This is a genomic window from Pseudomonas sp. B21-028 (assembly GCF_024749045.1).
Lineage (GTDB): Bacteria > Pseudomonadota > Gammaproteobacteria > Pseudomonadales > Pseudomonadaceae > Aquipseudomonas.
The window spans coordinates 5,141,127-5,158,265 of record NZ_CP087184.1; the positions used below are offsets into that span (position 1 = coordinate 5,141,127).

The window sequence follows — 17,139 nt, forward strand, 5'->3', positions numbered from 1 at the left end:
GCTCATTATAACGAGTCTTTTCCAGCCGATACCGTGAGCCCCCAAGATGCCCCTACCAAACCGAGTAAAAAGCTGATGTCCACCACCTGGCATGTCCTGGGGGCCGGCAGTCTCGGCACATTATGGGCAGCGCGCCTGGCCCGGGCCGGTCTGCCGGTGCGGCTGGTGCTGCGCAATGAAGGTCGGTTCCAGGCTTATCGGAGCGCTGGCGGCCTGACATTGGTGGAACAGGGCCAGTCGCAGTGCTACCCGGTGCCGGGCGAAACTGCTGACGCTCCCGAGCCGATCAGGCGCTTGCTGCTGGCTTGCAAGGCCTATGACGCGGAAGCGGCGGTGGCCTCGGTAGCCCATCGCCTGGACGCCGAGTCGGAACTGATCCTGCTGCAGAATGGCCTCGGCAGCCAGGACGCGGTGGCGAACCGCGTCCCCCAGGCTCGTTGCATCAGCGCCTCCAGCACCGAAGGCGCGTTCCGCGACGGAGACTGGCGCGTAGTGTTCGCCGGTCACGGCTACACCTGGCTGGGTGACCCCGCCCATCCCGTGGCGCCGTTCTGGCTGGACGACCTGAGCGCCGCCGGCATCCCCCACGAATGGAGCGCGGACATTCTCACCCGGCTCTGGCGAAAACTGGCCCTCAACTGCGCGATCAACCCGCTGACCGTGCTCTATCACTGCAAGAATGGCGGCCTGCAGGAGCATCGTTGCGAAGTGGCAACCCTGTGCGCGGAGCTCACCGACCTGCTTGAACGCTGCGGCCAGCCCGCGGCGGCCGAAGACTTGCAGCCGGAAGTCGAACGGGTGATCCAGGCCACTGCTGCCAATTACTCCTCGATGCACCAGGATGTTGCCAACCGGCGCCGCACCGAAATCAGCTATCTGCTCGGCCACGCCTGCAAGGTCGCCCGGCGGCACGAGCTGGCGGTACCGCATCTGGAACAGTTGCGCCAGCGCCTGATCGGTCACTTGAACAACCTCGGATTGCCCAGCGACTGAGCAGCGGCTACGCTGGCCTCGTGTTCCTTTTCAGCGACGAATCTGATGCCATTGCGCCAGCGCCTTGAAAACCTGCCGGTCGGCCAGAAACTGTTGGCCGCCCTGCTGGTGTTGTTGACCACTGTCCTGCTGGTCGCCAACCTGACCTTTATCAGCGCCGCCTACTACATTTCCCAGGAAAGCATGGCCCCCCAGGCCCTGCAAACCATCGGCCGGCTGATCGCCAACCCGAGCCTGATCTCCGATGCCCTGCAATCGCCGCAAGACGCCAAGCGCCTGCTCGACGAACTCAACAGCTACGCCCCGCTGCGGGCGGCGGCGCTGTATGACGGCGAGGGCGAACGCCTGGCGCAGCTGCAACAAGGTGAGAAGCTCAAGCTGCCGGATCATTTCCGCAACGTGCAAGCCTGGCAGGCCGGTGAATTCCGCAGTAACCAGGTCATCACCCTGCCCCGCCCCGGTACCGCGCCGGGCCACCTGCTGCTGGTCGCCAGCAGTGAGCTGCCCACGGCGTTCTACACCGGCACCCTGACCGCCAGCCTCGGCATCCTGATTTTCAGCGTGCTGCTATGGCTGGTCATTGCCCAGCAGATCAAACGCCTGATCACCCGGCCGATTCATCAGTTGGAAGAACTGTCGCGCCAGGTCACCCGGGAAGAAAACTATTCGCTGCGCGCCGCCCGTGGCAACCACGACGAAATCGGTAGCCTGGCCGAAGCCTTCAACACCATGCTGTCACGGATCGAAGCCCGGGAGCAGCAGCTCAAGCGCGCCCGGGACGACTCCCAGGCGGCCTATGACCAGGCCCAGGGCCTGGCGGAAGAAACCCGGCACACCAACCGCAAGCTGGAGCTCGAAGTCCAGGTGCGCAGCAAGATCGAGAAAAAGCTCACCGGCTTCCAGAACTACCTCAACAGCATCATCGACTCCATGCCGTCGGCCCTGATTGCCCTCGACGAACAGCTTTATGTCACCCAATGGAACCAGGAGGCCAGCGCCCTTTCCGGCACCCGGCTGGACGAGGCACTGAACCAGCCGATCTTCCTCGCGTTCGAACCCCTCAAGCCTTACCTGCCGCAGCTCAAGCAAACGGTCGAGCAGCACACGGTGGCCAAGATCGAACGCGTCACCTGGACCAAAGACGATGAAGCCCGGCACTACGCCCTGACCTTCTACCCGCTGATGGGTGGCGCGGGACGCGGGGTGGTGATCCGGATCGACGACATCACCCAGCGCCTGTCGCTGGAAGAAATGATGGTGCAGTCGGAAAAGATGCTCTCGGTCGGTGGCCTCGCGGCGGGCATGGCCCATGAGATCAACAACCCGCTGGGGGCCATCCTGCACAACGTGCAGAACATCCGCCGCCGCCTGTCACCGGAACTGCCCAAGAACCTCGAACAGGCCGAACAACTGGGTATCGAACTGCAGGTGGTCAATCAGTACCTCCAGAGCCGGGACATCCCGCAGTTGCTCGATGGCATCCAGCAGGCCGGCGCCCGGGCGGCGAAAATTGTCACCCACATGCTCAGTTTCAGCCGCCGCAGCACACGACAGATGGCACCCTGCGACCTGCCGGCCCTGATCGACCAGGCGGTGGAAATCGCCGGCAACGACTTCGACCTGGCAATCGGTTTCGACTTCAAGGGCCAGGCGATCATCCGTCAATTCGACCCGAACCTGGGCCCGGTACCCGGCACGGCCAACGAACTGGAGCAGGTGCTGCTCAACCTGTTGAAGAATGCCGCCCAGGCCATCCACCAACGCCAGGACGACAGTGAACCCGGGCGCATTATCCTGCGCACGCGGCTGAACCCGCCCTGGGCGGAAATCCAGGTGGAGGACAACGGCATCGGCATGAGCGAGAACGTGCGCAAACGCACTTTCGAGCCCTTCTTCACCACCAAGGAAATCGGCCAGGGCACGGGCCTGGGGCTGTCGGTGTCGTACTTCATCATCACCAACAACCACAAGGGCCAGATGGAAGTGCAGTCAGCGCCGGGCCAAGGCACCTGCTTCACCTTGCGCCTGCCCCTGGCGGGCATTTCGATGATGCCCCAAGAACACAAGCAACTGGAGCGCTGAGCATGGGCTTTCGCCTGTCGAAGATTTACACCCGCACCGGCGACAAGGGTGAAACCGGGTTGGGCGATGGTCGTCGCGTGGCGAAGGACCACCCACGGGTCGAGGCCATCGGTGAAGTGGATGGCCTGAACAGCCAACTGGGCTTGCTGCTGGCGGGGCTCAGCGACGAGGCGAGCCGATACCCGGCGCTAAGGGAGATCATCGAAGTGTTGGCGCCCTGTCAGCACCGGTTGTTCGACCTGGGCGGCGAACTGGCGATGCCGGCTTATCAGGCACTGACCACGGCGGAAGTCGAGCGACTGGAAGCGGCGATCGATCTGTGGAACGAAGAGCTGGGGCCGCTGGAAAACTTCATCCTGCCCGGTGGCTCGACCCTGGTAGCCCAGGCCCACGTCTGCCGCAGCCTGGCCCGTGGCGCCGAACGCCGTTGCCAGCAGTTGAACGCCGTCGAGCCGCTGGCCGGGCCGGGGCTGGCCTACATCAATCGGTTATCGGATCTGTTGTTCGTGGCGGCGCGGGTGATTGCCCGGCGGCAGGGTGTGGCGGAGGTGCTCTGGGTGGCGGCGGCCAAGCCTGGGGGGTGATTCGTCGTCCGTGAGGACGCCATCGCGAGCAGGCTCGCTCCCACAGGGATACGGCGATCAAGTGTGGGAGCGAGCCTGCTCGCGATGGCGCCAGCGGTTACACCACAGAATCAAGCCTCTGGCCAAAACGCCCGAATCCCCGCCACACCCTGCGCGCCGGCCTCCCAGGCCTTCTGCCGCTCGGTAGGCCCCACCCCGCCCAACAGATACACCGGACGGTTGAAGCCCTCGATCAGTCGCGCAGCCTCTGCCCAACCCAATGGCTGGGCCTCGGGATGGGTCTGGGTCGGTTGTACGGGCGAGAGCGTCACGAAGTCCACGTCCATCTGCTGCGCCAGGGACAGTTCCTCGGCGTTATGACAGGAAGCGGCCAGCCAACGGTCCTTGCCGAAGGGGCGACCGGCCGCCGCATGCTTGCGCAGTTGCGCGGCGGTGACGTGCCAACCGGCGGAGGGAAAGTCCCCCAGCCATTCGAAAGGCCCCTTGAGCATCAACTGGGCCTTGCCGGCACACAATCCCGCCGCATCCACCGCCAGATCACGGTATTGCGGATCGTAGCCATTGGGCGCCCGCAGCTGGAGCAGCTTGATCCCACCGGCGATAGCCTTCTGCATTCCGCGCAACAGGGCCGGTGTTTCAAGGCCTTCCGGGGTGATCAGGTATTCGCCGGGCAAGCGAGCCGCCGCCACGATCGGCTGGTTGGCTGCGGGAAACTCATGGTTGGTCAGATCGCGAGCCGTGACCCAGGCCAACGGTTGCCCTTCGGCACCATGAGGTTCGCCGGAGAACGCCGAGACTTCCCAGACATCCAGCAAGACCTGTTTGTCCGGGTAATCGTGACGCACTTTGATCAATGGCCGGGCAGCCTCGACCACAATCCCCAACTCCTCATGAAGCTCCCGAGCCAGGGCCGTCTCGACAGACTCGTCCGCTTCAACCTTGCCGCCGGGAAACTCCCAAAGGCCGCCCTGGTGCTGAGTGTCGGCACGCCGGGCGATCAGGATCTTGCCGGCGGCGTCGCGAATGACCGCCGCCGCTACATGTACTCGTTTCACCGCGCTGTTTCCTCCAGGCCGGCTTGTTGCCACGCCTTGAACGCCGGCCATTGGTAAAGGGTTTCAACATAGGCCGCATCGACCTCCGGCAGTTCCACCTGATAGGTACGCAGGCGCACGGCGACCGGCGCGAAATACGCGTCCGCCAGGCTCAAGGTGCCAAACAGGTATGGGCCGGCTTCGGTCGCCACGGCACGGCACTCGGCCCACAGCGCCAACATCCGCTCGATTTCCGCCTGGACATCGGCCGGCACGGGCGACAACGGCGCGTCGTGGGTCAGGTCAAATGGCATGTTGCTACGGAGCGCGAAGAAACCACTGTGCATTTGCGCACAAGCCGAACGCGCCTGGGCCCGGGCGGCCACAGCCTTGGGCCATAGGCCGGCATTGGGAAACCGTTCGGCCAGGTATTCGGCAATCGCCAGGGAATCGGCGACAACCCCCGTTTCGGTCTGGAGCAGCGGGACCTTGGCGGTGGCTGAATACTTGAGCAGTTTCTCCCGGGTGTCGGGTTGAAAGAGCCTGACCAGCTCTTCGGTGTACTTCGCGCCGGTCAAGTCCAGGGCCAGCGCGGCGCGCAGGGACCAGGAGGATATTCTCTTGTCGCCGATGATCAGGTGCAGGCTCATGTCTGGGTCCTTTCTTATGGCTATTCAGAAATATTGCAGTCTGTTCCGACGCCATCGCGAGCAGGCTCGCTCCCACAAGGAGATCTGCAGGCTGGCACAAGCCTGTTTCCAGCATAAATCCCTGTGGGGAGCGAGCCTGCTCGCGATAGGCACAACTCGGTCCCGAGCCTTGTTAAGTCCGGTACTCGGCGTTGATCTTCACATACTCATGGGACAGATCGGTGGTCCAGATCGTCTCGCTGCAATCACCGCGCCCCAGTTCGATGCGGATGGTGATTTCTTCCTGTTGCATCACCGCCGCCCCCTGGGCCTCGGTGTAGGTCGCGGCGCGGGCGCCTTGGCTTGCGATGCAGACTTCGCCGAGGAACACATCGATCTTGCTCACGTCCAGGTCCGGCACGCCGGCACGGCCGACAGCCGCAAGGATCCGTCCCCAGTTCGGGTCGGAGGCGAACAGCGCGGTCTTGATCAGCGGCGAATGCGCCACGGTGTAACCGACATCCAGGCATTCCTGATGATTGCCACCACCGTTGACCTGCACGGTCACGAATTTGGTTGCGCCTTCGCCGTCACGGACGATGGCCTGGGCCACTTCCATGCACACCTCGAACACCGCCTGCTTCAGGGCCGCGAACAGCGGGCCGCTGGCTTCGGTGATTTCCGGCAGGTTGACCTTGCCGGTGGCGATCAGCATGCAGCAGTCGTTGGTCGACGTATCGCCGTCGATGGTAATGCGGTTGAACGACTTGTTGGCGCCGTCGAGCATCAGGTCCTGCAGCACCTGGCGGGAGACTTTGGCATCGGTCGCGATGTAGCCGAGCATGGTCGCCATGTTCGGGCGGATCATGCCGGCGCCCTTGCTGATGCCGGTGACGGTGACCGTCACGCCGTCGTGCTGGAACTGACGGCTCGCGCCCTTGGGCAAGGTGTCGGTGGTCATGATGCCGGTGGCGGCGGCGGCCCAGTTGTTTTCCGACAGGTCATCGAGGGCGGCCTGCAGCGCGCCTTCGATCTTCTCGACCGGCAGCGGCTCACCGATCACACCCGTGGAGTACGGCAGCACCTGGGCGGCCTCGACACCGGTCAGCTCGGCCAGCTTGGCACAGGTGCGCTCGGCGGCGGCCAGGCCCGGCGCACCGGTGCCGGCATTGGCGTTACCGGTGTTGGTCAGCAGGTAGCGCACCGGCCCCTGGACACGTTGCTTGGCCAGGATGACCGGTGCGGCACAAAAGGCGTTGAGGGTGAACACGCCGGCAACCGTCGAGCCTTCGGCGCAACGCATGACCACCACATCCTTGCGCCCGGGGCGCTTGATGCCCGCCGAGGCGATACCGAGTTCAAAACCGGCAACCGGGTGCAACGTTGGCAACGGACCAAGACCAACAGCCATGAATGCGCTCCTCAATAAATGTATGTCTGAATCAAATGGCAAAACGCCGCGACAGAGGTGGCCTGTCGCGGCGCGGGTCGTTCAGCGTTTGAGACGGGCGTTATTGGATCTGCCCGTGGCAATGCTTGTATTTCTTGCCCGAACCGCAATAGCACAGCTCGTTACGGCCCAGCTTCTGCTCGTTGCGCACCGGCGCGGTCGCCAGGGCTACATCCACATCGACACCCTCTTCCTGGGCCTGGGACACTTCCAGACCCGGGGCTTCGGCGTGTTCGAACTGCATGCGCGCGGCCAGGGCCTCGGCTTCCTGACGCAGTCGGGCTTCCTCTTCGGCCGGGTCTTCGCGACGGACCTGAACGTGGGACAGCACACGGATCGAGTCGCGCTTGATGGAATCCAGCAGCTCGGAGAACAAGGTGAAGGATTCACGCTTGTATTCCTGCTTCGGGTTCTTCTGGGCATAACCGCGCAGATGGATACCGTGGCGCAGGTGATCCATGGTCGACAGGTGGTCTTTCCACAGGTCGTCCAGTACCCGCAACACGATCTGCTTCTCGAAGGAGCGCAGCGCTTCGGCGCCGGCCTGGTCTTCTTTCTCGTTATACGCGGCAATCAGTTCGGCCAGCAGCTTCTCGCGCAGGGTCTCTTCGTACAGATGGTCGTCTTCGTCGAGCCACTGCTGGATCGGCAACGACACGCCAAAGTCGCTGCGCAATGCAGCTTCCAGGCCGGCGATGTCCCACTGCTCCGGCAGCGACTGCGGCGGAATGTGGGCGCTGACGGTTGCGTCGAGCACTTCCTGGCGGAAGTCGGCGATGGTGTCACCGATGTTGTCGGCGGCCAACAAACTGTTACGCATGTGATAGATCACTTTACGCTGTTCGTTGTTGACGTCGTCGAACTCGAGCAGTTGCTTGCGGATATCGAAGTTGCGTCCTTCGACCTTGCGCTGGGCCTTCTCGATGGCGTTCGTCACCATGCGGTGTTCGATCGCTTCGCCAGGCTGCATGCCCAGGGCCTTCATGAAGTTCTTCACCCGGTCAGAGGCGAAGATGCGCATCAGGCTGTCTTCCAGGGACAGGTAGAAGCGGCTGGAACCGGCGTCACCCTGGCGACCGGCACGGCCACGCAACTGGTTGTCGATACGGCGCGATTCATGGCGCTCGGAAGCGATCACCTGCAAGCCACCGGACTCGAGCACCTGCTGGTGACGCTTCTGCCAGTCGGCCTTGATCTGTGCGATCTGCTCGGGCGTCGGGTTTTCCAGGGAGGCGACTTCCACTTCCCAGTTGCCGCCCAGCAGAATGTCGGTACCGCGACCGGCCATGTTGGTGGCGATGGTCAGCGCACCCGGGCGACCGGCCTGGGCGATGATCTCGGCTTCCTTCTCGTGGAACTTGGCGTTGAGGACCTTGTGCTCGATGCCTTCCTTGTTGAGCAATGCGGACATGTGCTCGGAGGTTTCGATGGTGGCGGTACCCACCAGGATCGGACGACCCTGGGCCATGCCGTCCTTGATGTCGTTGATGATCGCCGCGTACTTCTCTTCGGCGGTCAGGAACACCAGGTCGTTGTAGTCTTTACGCGCCAGCGGCTTGTTCGTCGGAATCACCACCACTTGCAGGCCGTAGATCTGGTGGAACTCGAACGCTTCGGTGTCGGCGGTACCGGTCATGCCGGACAGCTTGTTGTACAAGCGGAAGTAGTTCTGGAAGGTGGTCGAGGCCAGTGTCTGGCTCTCGGCCTGGATGTTCAGGCCTTCCTTGGCTTCGATGGCCTGGTGCAGGCCTTCGGACAGGCGACGGCCCGGCATGGTACGACCGGTGTGCTCGTCGACCAGCACGACCTGTCCGTCCTGCACGATGTATTCGACGTTGCGATGGAACAGCTTGTGGGCACGCAAGCCGGCATAGACGTGGGTCAGCAGGCCCAGGTTATGGGCCGAATACAGGCTTTCGCCTTCGGCCAGCAGGCCGACGCGGGTCAGCATTTCCTCGATGTATTGGTGCCCGGCTTCGTTGAGCTCGACCTGGCGGGTCTTCTCGTCAACGGTGAAGTGCCCCTCCTGGGTCACTTCGCCCTCGACTTCCTCGACGTGAAGCTTGAGCTGCGGGATCAGTTTGTTGATCTCCATGTACAGCTTGGAGCTGTCCTCGGCCTGACCGGAAATGATCAGCGGGGTACGGGCTTCGTCGATGAGGATGGAGTCGACTTCGTCGATGACCGCGAAATTGAGTTCACGCTGGAATTTTTCTTCCAGGCTGAACGCCATGTTGTCGCGCAGGTAGTCGAAACCGAATTCGTTGTTGGTGCCGTAGGTGATGTCGGCGGCGTAGGCGGCACGCTTCTCTTCCGGCGGCTGGAATGGCGTGACCACGCCGACGGTCAGCCCGAGGAATTCGTAGAGCGGGCGCATCCAGTTGGCGTCGCGGCGGGCCAGGTAGTCGTTGACCGTCACCACGTGCACGCCCTTGCCGGACAGCGCGTTGAGGTAGACGCCCAGGGTCGCCACCAGGGTTTTACCCTCACCGGTGCGCATTTCGGCGATCTTGCCTTCGTGCAAGGTCATGCCGCCGATCAACTGGACGTCGAAGTGACGCATGCCCATGACCCGCTTGCCGGCTTCGCGGGCAACCGCAAAGGCTTCGGGCAGCAGTTGGTCGAGGGTTTCCCCCTTGGCGATGCGGTCCTTGAATTCGGCAGTCTTGGCGCGTAACTGATCGTCCGAAAGGGCCACCATTTGCTCTTCGAAGGCATTGACGATCTGTACCGTCTTGAGCATGCGCTTGACTTCACGCTCGTTCTTGCTTCCAAAGAGTTTCTTTAACAAAGGCGCAAACATATCGGCAGGATCTTCCACACTAAAGGGATGGAGGGCGGCCCCGTGAGTCGCCCGTGCAGCCCTCATGGCCGCATGCGAACGAGCATTCTACCCGGAAACGATGGTGAGGAAAGTGGCGTTATCCACGATGCTGGCACAGCGCTGTGACGGGGCCTTCCTAAAATAAGGGCTTTTACGCGAAGTTCAACCCAAAAACTGCATAAGTTCCTACTGTTTGTATGAGTAAGCGGCCATTGGCCGAGGCGTACCTGGCGCTTTCTGCTACCATGGCGCCTCTGTCACTCGCGGTATTCGTTCATGGCCTTCCGCCCTCTCCCAGCCAAGGCTCCCGCCGTTCTGTTGCGCGAAGCCAAACCGCTGAAAGCCATCTTCGGCCACGCCAAGCGCCTGGGCCACTTGCAACGCCTGCTGGACAGCCAGTTGCAGCCCGCCGCCCGCGAACACTGCCACGTGGCGTCCTGGCGTGAAGGCAGTTTGCTGTTGATCGTCACGGACGGTCACTGGGCCACGCGCCTTCGCTATCAGCAGAAACGCCTGCTACGTCAATTGCAGGCATTCGAGGAGTTTGCCAGCCTGACGCGGATACTCTTCAAGGTGCAGCCACCCACCGTACAGGCCGGGGCCAAGGGGCATACCCTGGACCTGTCCACCGACGCCGCCGAAACCATCCAGGCCACCGCGGACGGCATCAGCGACCCGAGCCTGCGCGCCGCGCTGGAGCGGTTGGCCGCCCATGCCAGGGCCAAGCCCTGAAGTTGCGAGTTGCCTGACCGGCCGCCATCGCGAGCAGGCTCGCTCCCACAGAGGATCTGGGGCTGGATGCAGACTTGTGCCAACTGAAGATCCCAGTGTGGGAGGCGAGCCTGCTCGCGAAAGGGCCCTTGAGTGCGCTAGATCCGGAAACTGCCTACCAATTGTTTGAGCCGCGCCGCCTGCCGTTCAAGATCGGAACAGGCGCGCAAGGTGGATTGCAGGTTTTCCACACCTTCCTGGTTCAGGGTGTTGATCTCGGTGATGTCCACGTTGATCGATTCCACCACGGCCGTCTGTTCCTCGGTCGCCGTGGCCACCGACTGGTTCATGCCGTCGATTTCACCGATGCGCAGGGTCACGCTGTTCAGGCGTTCGCCGGCCTGGTTGGCGATCTCCACGCTCTCCTGGCTGTGGCGCTGGCTGTCATTCATGGTCGTGACCGACGCCCGCGCGCCGACCTGCAATTCCTCGATCATGGTCTGCACCTGTTGCGCCGACTCCTGAGTGCGATGGGCCAGGTTGCGCACCTCATCGGCCACCACGGCAAAACCGCGCCCGGCCTCACCGGCCCGGGCGGCTTCGATCGCTGCGTTGAGGGCCAGCAGGTTGGTCTGTTGGGAAATGCTGGTGATCACTTCCAGGATCTGGCCGATGTTCACGGTCTTGCTATTGAGCGATTCGATGTTGCTGCTTGAGGTGCTCAGTAGGTCGGACAGCCGGTTCATCGCGGCAATGCTGCGGTCCACCACTTGCTGGCCGTCTTCCGCCAGGCCCCGGGCATCGCTGGCCTGATGGGAGGCCTGGGCGGCGTTGCGGGCGATTTCCTGGGCGGCGGCACCCAGTTGGTTGATGGCTGCGGCGACGCTGTTGGTCCGGCTGGACTGTTCGTCGGAGTTGACCATTGACGAGTTCGAGGCGCTCACCACGCGCAAGGCGACTTCGTTGACGTGCTCGGTGGCGGAAGACACTTCGCGGATCGACCCGTGGATCCGCTCCACGAAGCGGTTGAACGCGGTGCCCAGGATGCCGAATTCGTCCTGGTTCTGGATCGTCAGGCGTTTGGTCAGGTCACCCTCGCCGTCGGCGATGTCCTCCATGGCCCGGGTCATGACATGCAATGGCTGGATCAAGAGACGAATCAGCATGCTCAGCAGCGCGATGATGAAGACCACGGCAATGACGGTGGCGATCACCGCCGAGGTTCGGAAATTGCTGAGCATCGAGTAGGCCTGATCCTTGTCGACCGACACCGCGACGTACCAGTTCACCGAGGGCAGGCCCTTGATCGGCGTGAAGGTGACGATGCGCGTATGGCCGTCGACCTCGACTTCGCTGATCTGGTCGCTGATTTTCGGTGTGTTTTGCGGATAGGCATCGGTCAGCGTCTTCATGACCAGGGCTTTGTCGGGGTGTACCAGGATCTTGCCATCGGCGCTGACCAGGTAGGCGTAACCCATGCCGTCGAAATCCACGGTCTTGAGGTTGTCGATGATGGTTTGCAGGCTCAGGTCGCCACCTACCACGCCGACATTTTGCCCGTTGTTCCTGGAGGCGCTGGCGATGGAGATGATCAGTCCGCCGCTGGCGGCATCGATGTAGGGTTCGGTCAGGGTAGCGTTGCCACTGCTTTCGGCGCCTTTGTACCAGGGGCGAACCCGCGGATCGAAGCCGTCGGGCATCTTCGCGTCGGGGCGTATGATGAAGCTGCCCTTGGCATCACCCAGGTAGGACGCCATAAAGGTGGAAGTCAGCGCTTTCTGTTCCAGCAGGCGGGTGACGCTGGCCTGGTCTGGCGTGGCGGCGATGTTCTGGGCCAGGTTTTCGATCAGCAGGATACGGCCGCTCAGCCAGGTCTGGATGTTGCTCGCCGTGACGTCGCTCATTTCATGCAGGTAGCTGTCGAGGTCGTCACGGATGGCGTTGCGTTGCAGGTAATCGTTGTAGGCGGTGAATGAAGCGAAAGCCGCGATGACGATCAGTGCGGCGGCAAACAGGATTTTGTGGCTGAAACGCAGGTTTTTGTTCATGGCTCGGGGTTCCGCGGAGTCTTATAGCTCTGGGCGTGCTTTTATATGAAAAGTTCGAAAAAAGGCGCCGTGTTGAAAGTTCTGATATTTCCTTCTCTCCCTGGGGAATTATCCGACCGTGTTTTCACTGAGGTCTGTCGCTTCTTATATCGGCCATACTTGGCTAAAAATTAATCACAGGTGACCACATGCCTGACTCACTGCAACTCGTTATCGGGGCCGATCTCGCCGGCCAGCCCATTGGCCAGGCCATGCGCCTGGCGAACCGTCATGGCTTGGTGGCAGGCGCCACCGGCACCGGCAAGACCGTCACCCTGCAACGCTTGGCCGAGGCCTTCAGCGATGCCGGCGTGGCCGTATTCGCGGCAGACATCAAGGGTGACCTGTGCGGACTCGGCGCCGCTGGCAATCCCCAGGGCAAAGTCGCCGAACGTATCGCCGGCATGCCCTGGCTCGAACATAAGCCCCGGGCCTATCCGGTGACCCTGTGGGATGTTCATGGCCAGTCCGGTCATCCGCTGCGCACCACCCTGAGCGAGATGGGGCCGTTGCTGCTCGGCAGCCTGCTGGAGCTGACCGACAGCCAGCAGGCGGCGTTGTACGCCGCGTTCAAGGTGGCGGATCGCGAAGGCCTGTTATTGCTGGACCTCAAGGACCTGAAGGCCCTGCTCAACCACCTCAAGGACAACCCGGCGCTGTTGGGGGACGATGCGGCCCTGATGACCACCGGTTCCAGCCAGGCGCTGTTGCGGCGCTTGTCCACCCTGGAACAGCAGGGGGCCGACGCGTTGTTCGGCGAACCGGCCTTGCAGCTCGAAGACATCCTGCAACCGGACGGCGACGGCCGCGGCCGCATTCACTTGCTGGACGCCAGTCGCCTGGTCCACGAGGCGCCCAAGGTCTACGCGACGTTCCTGTTGTGGCTGCTGGCCGAGCTGTTCGAACAATTGCCCGAGCGCGGTGATGCGGACAAACCGCTGCTGGCGCTGTTCTTCGACGAGGCGCATTTGCTGTTCGCCGGTACGCCGAAGGCATTGCAGGAACGCCTGGAGCAAGTGGTGCGCCTGATCCGTTCCAAAGGCGTCGGGGTGTACTTCGTCACGCAGTCCCCCGGCGACTTGCCGGACGACGTCCTGGCGCAGTTGGGATTGCGCATCCAGCATGGCCTGCGGGCCTTTACCGCCAAGGAGCAGAAGTCCCTGCGGGCGGTGGCGGACGGCTTCCGGCCGAACCCACAGTTCGATGCCCTGGCGGTGCTTACCGAACTGGGCATCGGCGAGGCCCTGGTGGGCACCCTGCAGGAAAAAGGCACGCCGGAGATGGTCCAGCGGGTGTTGGTGGCACCGCCGCAGTCGCGCATCGGACCGCTGACCGAGGCCGAGCGCGCCGGATTGATCGCCCGTTCGCCGTTGCAGGGACGCTACGATAAACCCATCGATCGCGAATCGGCCTATGAAGTGCTGATGGGCCGCAAGGGCCTGGAGCCCGAGGTGGCGCCAGGCAAACCGGCGGCCGAGGAGCCGAGCCTTACCGAAAAGGCCGGGGAGTTTCTTGGCACGGCGGCGGGCCAGGCATTGAAATCGGCGATGCGCCAGGCGGCCAATCAATTGGGGCGGCAACTGGTGCGGGGGTTGATGGGATCGTTGCTGGGAGGTAGCAAGCGGCGGTAGCTGAAAACCGAGTCGCCTTCATCGCGAGCAGGCTCGCTCCCACACAGGGGTCTTCAGTAGGCACAAGTCTGCATCCAGCCCCAATCCCTGTGGGAGCGAGCCTGCTCGCGATGGGGCCCTCCAGCCCATCCATTGCTTCACTGCCCCACCACAACCCAACCGAACATCTATTCTTCATAAAGGTCAACACAGGAGAACACAGACCGGAGGGATGTTCATCGTGCACATAGCGGACATAACCATGTTCTACGCCCCCGCCAGCGGAGGCGTGCGCACTTATCTGGATGCCAAGCACCGTCGCCTGGGGGATCGGCCCGGTATCCGCCACAGTCTGCTGATTCCCGGCGCGCATTTGAGCGAGCAGGATGGGATCTACAAGGTCCCCGCCCCTGCGCTGCCTTTCGGCAAGGGCTACCGCTTTCCGCTTCGCCTGGCGCCCTGGCGCAACGCTCTGCGTGATCTGCAACCGGACCTGATCGAAGTCGGCGATCCCTACCTCACCGCCTGGGCCGCGCTGGATGCCCGACGCCAGCTGGACGTGCCCGTCATCGGGTTCTATCACTCCGACCTTCCGCTGCTGGTGAGCAATCGCATGGGCAATTGGTTCACCCCCAACATCGAAGCCTATGTCAGCAAGTTATATGGCAATTTCGACCGGGTCTTGGCTCCGAGCCAGGTCATGGCCGACAAGCTGACGGGGTTGGGTGTGCGCAATGTCCATGTGCAGCCTTTGGGCGTAGACCTGCAGACCTTCAACCCCGGCGCCCGCGACCCGGAACTGCGGGCCGAGTTGGGCATTGCCGAAGACACACGCCTGCTGATCTTCGCCGGGCGCGGCTCCAGGGAAAAGAACCTGCCGGTGCTGCTCAAGTGCATGAAGCGCCTGGGCGAGCGCTACCACCTGCTGCTGGTGGGCTCGTCAATGCCCGCCATCGTGCCGGACAACGTCACCGTGATCGATGCGTTCCGTCCGGCGCCACAAGTTGCCCGACTGATGGCCAGCGCCGATGCCCTGCTGCATGCCGGCGATCAGGAAACCTTCGGCCTGGTGATCCTCGAAGCCATGGCCAGCGGCATTCCGGTAGTGGCAGTCGCGGCCGGGGCATTCACCGAGATCGTCCACGAAGACTGCGGCCTGCTATGCGCACCGAACAATCCACAGGCCATGGCCAATGCCGTGCGACAGCTCTTCTCCGAAGGTTGCCAGCGCCGCGGCTTGCTCGCGCGCCGTCATGTCGAACGTCATTACGCCTGGGATTCGGTAGTCAACAGCCTGCTGGGGCATTATTACGCCGTGCTGGGTGAACAGCTGCCGCTACAGGCCAATGGTTGAGGCGAGGTCCATGCCGATGAATCACTCACCCAGCGTATTACTGGTATTGCATGACGTGGCACCGCAAACCTGGCCCGACTACCAACCCTTCGTCGAAGCCGTTGACGCACTCGGTCATGTACCGATGACCTGGCTGGTGGTGCCGGACTTCCATCACACCAACGCGCTGGACGATCACCCGGGTTTCCGGCGCCTGCTCGACAGCCGGGTCGCGCGCGGCGACGAATTGGTGCTCCACGGCTATTACCATTGCGACGACGGCCCACCGGCCCTTCACCCCAGGGACTGGTTCATGCGCCGGGTCTACACTCATGAAGGCGAGTTCTATTCGCTTTCCGAGGAGGCCGCCCTCGCCCGCCTGCGCGCCGGGATCGAAACCTTTGAGCGTTACCAATGGCCGCTGGAGGGCTTCGTCGCCCCGGCCTGGTTGATGAGCGAAGGTACGCGCCGAGCCTTGCGCCAGTTGCCGCTGAGCTATACCAGCGACACTCGGCATCTTTATCGCCTGCCGGATTTCACCCCGATCGACGCCCCGGGGCTGGTCTGGAGCGCCCGCAGCGCCTGGCGCCGCGGCTTGTCGAAAGTCATTAGCGATCAACGCGAACAACACTGGCGAAAGGAACAGGTGATTCGCCTGGGCCTGCATCCGGTGGACATGCGTCACCGGTTTTCCCGGGACTATTGGTTGCGAACCCTTGAGCGCCTGCTCGACGACGGTCGCGTACCGATGACCAAGGCCGGGTGGCTCGCCACCCAAGGCCTGCGGCTCAGCCGCGCTGCATGAAGCGGCTGATCTGGCTGGCTGCGGCGCTGCTCACGGCGCTGTTGGTGCCGCTGCTGGTGGGTGGCGGGGAAATGTGGTCACGGGTGCAGCGGTTTCCCATGTCTCTGCTGTTGAGCATGCTGGGCATGATCGGGCTGTGCTGGACGCTGAACGCCGTGCGCCTGCGGCTGTTGCTGGGGGAACAACGTGGGTGCATCGGCGGGCTGAAAAGCATCGGTGTGGTGATGTCCACCGAGTTCGCCATGTGCGCAACACCCGGCGGCAGCGGCGGGCCGTTGACGCTGATGGCCCTGCTGGCCCGCAACGGCGTGCGCCCGGCCCACGCCAGCGCGGTGTTCGCCATGGACCAGTTGAGCGACCTGCTGTTCTTCCTCTGCGCCCTGGTGGGCATCCTGCTGTATGCGCTGTTCCAGAATCTCAGCCAGCGCATGGAATGGATGCTGGCGCTGAGCGCGTTTTCGCTGTTTGGCGGGCTGATCGGCTGTGCCTTGGTAGCTCGCTACCATCGCCGGCTGATCCTGCTGGGCGCCAGGCTGCTGCGACATCTGCGCGTGAAAGCCACTACCCGCCGCCGCTGGGGGCGCAAGATCCTGAATTTCCTGGCGGCGTTCACCGCGACGCTGAAACTGCCACGGCAGACGCTCTTCCAGGTATTCGGCCTGACCTGCCTGCACTGGGCCCTGCGCTATAGCGTGCTCTACCTGGCGCTGAAAGGGTTGGGGGCGGATCTGCAATGGGCCTGGAGTTTCCTGGTCCAGATGCTGTCCCTCAGCGCGGGACAATTCAGCCTGCTACCCGGCGGCGCCGGGGCCGCGGAGGTGACATCGGCCGCGCTGCTAGCGCCCATGGTGGGCAAGTCCACCGCAGCGGCGGCAATTCTGATCTGGCGGGCAGTGACCTATTACTTCTATCTGGTGGCCGGCGGGCCGGTGTTCTTCCTGATGGTGGGGCGTCCGTTGATCAAGAAGCTGATGAAGCTGAGACAAGCTTGAAACAG

At 63.1% G+C, this 17,139-nt stretch carries 13 protein-coding genes; 8 read left to right on the top strand and 5 right to left on the bottom strand.

Annotation, left to right across the window (positions count from 1 at the left end):
- The first annotated feature begins 75 nt into the window (after nt 1–75).
- Genes LOY35_RS22240 through LOY35_RS22250 form a run of 3 tightly spaced genes read left to right on the top strand, consistent with a single transcriptional unit; the run spans nt 76 to nt 3,659 of the window.
- Nucleotides 76–993 (top strand): putative 2-dehydropantoate 2-reductase, encoded by a 918-nt coding sequence (locus LOY35_RS22240; RefSeq protein WP_258627253.1) that lies wholly within the window; start codon nt 76–78, stop codon nt 991–993.
- Between the two features lie 45 nt (nt 994–1,038).
- Entirely contained in the window at nt 1,039–3,075 is a 2,037-nt protein-coding gene (locus LOY35_RS22245; RefSeq protein ID WP_258627256.1) for an ATP-binding protein, read from the top strand.
- 2 nt (nt 3,076–3,077) lie between these two features.
- Entirely contained in the window at nt 3,078–3,659 is a 582-nt protein-coding gene (locus tag LOY35_RS22250) for a cob(I)yrinic acid a,c-diamide adenosyltransferase (protein ID WP_258627258.1), read from the top strand.
- Nucleotides 3,660–3,769: 110 nt separating this feature from the next.
- Here LOY35_RS22250 and LOY35_RS22255 read toward each other — a convergent pair whose 3' ends face one another.
- The 4 genes from LOY35_RS22255 to secA all read right to left on the bottom strand — a co-directional run bounded on the left by LOY35_RS22255 (nt 3,770) and on the right by secA (nt 9,575).
- The gene (locus LOY35_RS22255; protein WP_258627260.1) at nt 3,770–4,714 is read right to left on the bottom strand and encodes a Nudix family hydrolase; all 945 of its coding nucleotides are present in this window, start codon (nt 4,712–4,714) and stop codon (nt 3,770–3,772) included.
- Nucleotides 4,711–5,343, bottom strand: a complete 633-nt coding sequence (locus LOY35_RS22260) for a glutathione S-transferase family protein (protein ID WP_258627263.1) — start codon at nt 5,341–5,343, stop codon at nt 4,711–4,713. Before LOY35_RS22260 ends, LOY35_RS22255 begins: the two co-directional genes overlap by 4 nt.
- 172 nt (nt 5,344–5,515) lie before the next feature.
- Entirely contained in the window at nt 5,516–6,733 is a 1,218-nt protein-coding gene (argJ, locus tag LOY35_RS22265; RefSeq protein ID WP_258627264.1) for a bifunctional glutamate N-acetyltransferase/amino-acid acetyltransferase ArgJ, read from the bottom strand.
- 100 nt (nt 6,734–6,833) lie between these two features.
- Nucleotides 6,834–9,575 carry a preprotein translocase subunit SecA gene (gene secA / locus LOY35_RS22270; protein ID WP_258627266.1) on the bottom strand — a complete coding sequence of 914 codons (2,742 nt, stop codon included), beginning with the start codon at nt 9,573–9,575 and terminating at the stop codon, nt 6,834–6,836.
- 297 nt (nt 9,576–9,872) lie between these two features.
- Here secA and LOY35_RS22275 point away from each other — a divergent pair, with 297 nt between their 5' ends.
- Complete coding sequence (locus LOY35_RS22275; protein WP_041022924.1) at nt 9,873–10,328, top strand: DUF721 domain-containing protein; 456 nt, start codon at nt 9,873–9,875, stop codon at nt 10,326–10,328.
- Between the two features lie 137 nt (nt 10,329–10,465).
- Here the strand turns inward: LOY35_RS22275 and LOY35_RS22280 are convergent, their stop codons facing one another.
- On the bottom strand, nt 10,466–12,355 hold the full coding sequence (locus LOY35_RS22280; protein ID WP_258627269.1) for a methyl-accepting chemotaxis protein: 1,890 nt from the start codon (nt 12,353–12,355) through the stop codon (nt 10,466–10,468).
- A gap of 188 nt (nt 12,356–12,543) precedes the next feature.
- Between LOY35_RS22280 and LOY35_RS22285 the strand changes: the two genes are divergently transcribed.
- The 4 genes from LOY35_RS22285 (at nt 12,544) to LOY35_RS22300 (ending at nt 17,134) form a co-directional block, all read left to right on the top strand.
- Entirely contained in the window at nt 12,544–14,025 is a 1,482-nt protein-coding gene (locus LOY35_RS22285; RefSeq protein ID WP_258627271.1) for a DUF853 domain-containing protein, read from the top strand.
- 211 nt (nt 14,026–14,236) lie between these two features.
- Nucleotides 14,237–15,358, top strand: a complete 1,122-nt coding sequence (locus LOY35_RS22290; RefSeq protein WP_258627273.1) for a glycosyltransferase family 1 protein — start codon at nt 14,237–14,239, stop codon at nt 15,356–15,358.
- A 10-nt stretch (nt 15,359–15,368) separates the two neighbouring features.
- Complete coding sequence (locus tag LOY35_RS22295; RefSeq protein WP_408981166.1) at nt 15,369–16,142, top strand: DUF2334 domain-containing protein; 774 nt, start codon at nt 15,369–15,371, stop codon at nt 16,140–16,142.
- Nucleotides 16,139–17,134 carry a lysylphosphatidylglycerol synthase transmembrane domain-containing protein gene (locus LOY35_RS22300; protein ID WP_258627276.1) on the top strand — a complete coding sequence of 332 codons (996 nt, stop codon included), beginning with the start codon at nt 16,139–16,141 and terminating at the stop codon, nt 17,132–17,134. The genes LOY35_RS22295 and LOY35_RS22300 overlap by 4 nt, the downstream gene beginning before the upstream one ends.
- Nucleotides 17,135–17,139: the final 5 nt, after the last annotated feature.